Source organism: Rhodopseudomonas sp. BR0C11 (assembly GCF_010820945.1).
Classification (GTDB): Bacteria; Pseudomonadota; Alphaproteobacteria; order Rhizobiales; family Xanthobacteraceae; genus Rhodopseudomonas; species Rhodopseudomonas palustris_H.
In genome coordinates, this window is the sequence record NZ_QTKI01000612.1 from 1 (window position 1) to 1,912 (window position 1,912).

General features: G+C 70.0%; 2 protein-coding genes. Both read right to left on the reverse strand.

Going from position 1 to position 1,912, the window contains the following annotated elements:
• A partial coding sequence (locus tag DYI24_RS25775; protein ID WP_164574329.1) for a DUF2339 domain-containing protein occupies positions 1–1,399 on the reverse strand: 1,399 nt, incomplete at its 3' end.
• Positions 1,400–1,450: 51 nt separating this feature from the next.
• A partial coding sequence (locus DYI24_RS25780; RefSeq protein WP_502706379.1) for an NUDIX hydrolase occupies positions 1,451–1,912 on the reverse strand: 462 nt, incomplete at its 5' end.

Sequence of the window (1,912 nt, forward strand, 5' to 3'; positions counted from 1 at the left end):
GTGTGAACACGCCGGCTGCGGCCCAGATCACCGGAACGGCTGCGCTCGAAGATCGTCCCTGCGCCAGGATGCCGAAGCCTGCGAAGCCGAGGCCGAACACCGCGGCGGCGATCAGATGCGTCGTCACCGGACCCGACAGCGGATCGGCACCGATGCCCGGCAGCGCTCCGCCAGGAAGGACGAGCAGCTCGGGACTGCCGCGCACCACCCACGACAGAAACACCAGACCGACCAGGCCAGCGGCAGCGCCGACCGCGGCGGTGGCGGACGCAGCCTGCCAGGCGATGCCGAGCGTGGCGGCGACCAGCGCTGCGAACACGATCAGCGCCGCATCGCCGTGCGCGCTGGCCACCACGATCAGCGCGGAGCCGAGCAGATAGGTGGCGAGCGTGACTGATGACACCGGCTCGATCCGGCCCGGCTCGATCGCGGGGCCGAACAACAGGCCGCACACCACCAAGAGTGCGGCGAGTGCGAAGCCCGCGATGACGTGGAAGGCATGCGGCGCGACGAGCGTTGCGGCGCCTTCAAGGCCGGGCAGCGTCCACAGCAGCGCGAGAACAACCGTCGTCACCGCCAGCCAGCGCCACAGCCGGATGCGGGCGAGCGCGAACGAAGCGGCCGTGACGACCGCCAGGTAGATGTACAGCGCCCAGTAATCGGGCTCGCCCGACGACACCAGCACCGGCGTCGCAAAGCCGGCGACGACGCCGAGCCCGGCGAGTGCCGGTCCGTGGAGCAGCGCCGCGGCGAGTGTGCCGAGCGCGACAAGGCCGAGCAGGATGAAGGCGGTCGCAGGCGCGAGGAAATCGTACAACGCGTAAGCCGCATACACGGTTGCAAAAGCCACCGCGGTGCCGGCGGCGGTGAGGATCGCCGGGATGTTGGCGATCGGCAGTGCGGCGAGCTGAGCGACGCTTTCCTTGCGACGCGTGACTTCGCCGGCGATCAGCAGCGCCAGCGCGAACAGGCCGCCGAGCAGCACCCGCACGCCGGGTCCGAGCAGGCCCTGCTCGATCGAGTAGCGCACCATGAAGAAGCCGCCGAGCGCCAGCGTCAGGCCGCCGATCCACACTACCCAACGGGTGCCGATCCGCTCCTCGAAGCCAGGCTTCGCTGGTTCAGGCGCCGCCTCGACGGAGGAGACGGGCGTAGTGTCGGGGGCTGGTGCTTGGGCCGTAACCGTCGCCGCCATCTCCGGCACCGGCTCGGCCTCAGGAGCCAGCGGAGCTTCCTGGATCGTGGACGGAGCAGCCGTGGCGGCTGGGGGCGTCGCGGGGAGGGACTGTCCTGCGGTGAGGGCATCGAGCCGGGCGCGCAGCTGAACGATCTGGGTCTGCGTCTTGCGGGCGATCACCAGGGCGACGATGGCGATCGCAAAAGCCAGTAGCTCGAACATCCAACCTCCAGGCGAGCGGCCCGGGTGGTTGGGCGTTTCGCTTTGACTGACTTACCGCCGGCCGCGCACGCGCAGGCCGGGGGCGGGGCGTTCCTGCAGCACCTCGCGGCGGAAGCGGAACAGCGCAGCGGGGCGCCCGCCGGTTCGTGTCGACATCTCGCCAGTCGGTTCGACCAGCGCGCCGGCTTCCACCAGGCGGCGGAAATTTTGCTTGTGCAGATGCCGGCCGGAAATCGCCTCGACGGTGTGCTGCAATTCCGTGAGTGTGAACTCGGGCGGCAGAAGTTCGAACACCACCGGGCGGTATTTCAGCTTGGCACGGAGCCGCGCGATCGCGGTGGCGAGAATACGGCGGTGGTCGAAGCGCATTGCGACACCGAGCGTCGGCATCTTGCTCCGCGACAGCGCCGCCGGGCGGCCATCGCGGCGGGCTTCCTCGATCAGACCCGCCTCGTAGAGCAGCTCGTAGCGGGCGAGCACGCGCTCCTCGTCCCACGGCGCGCCATCCATGCC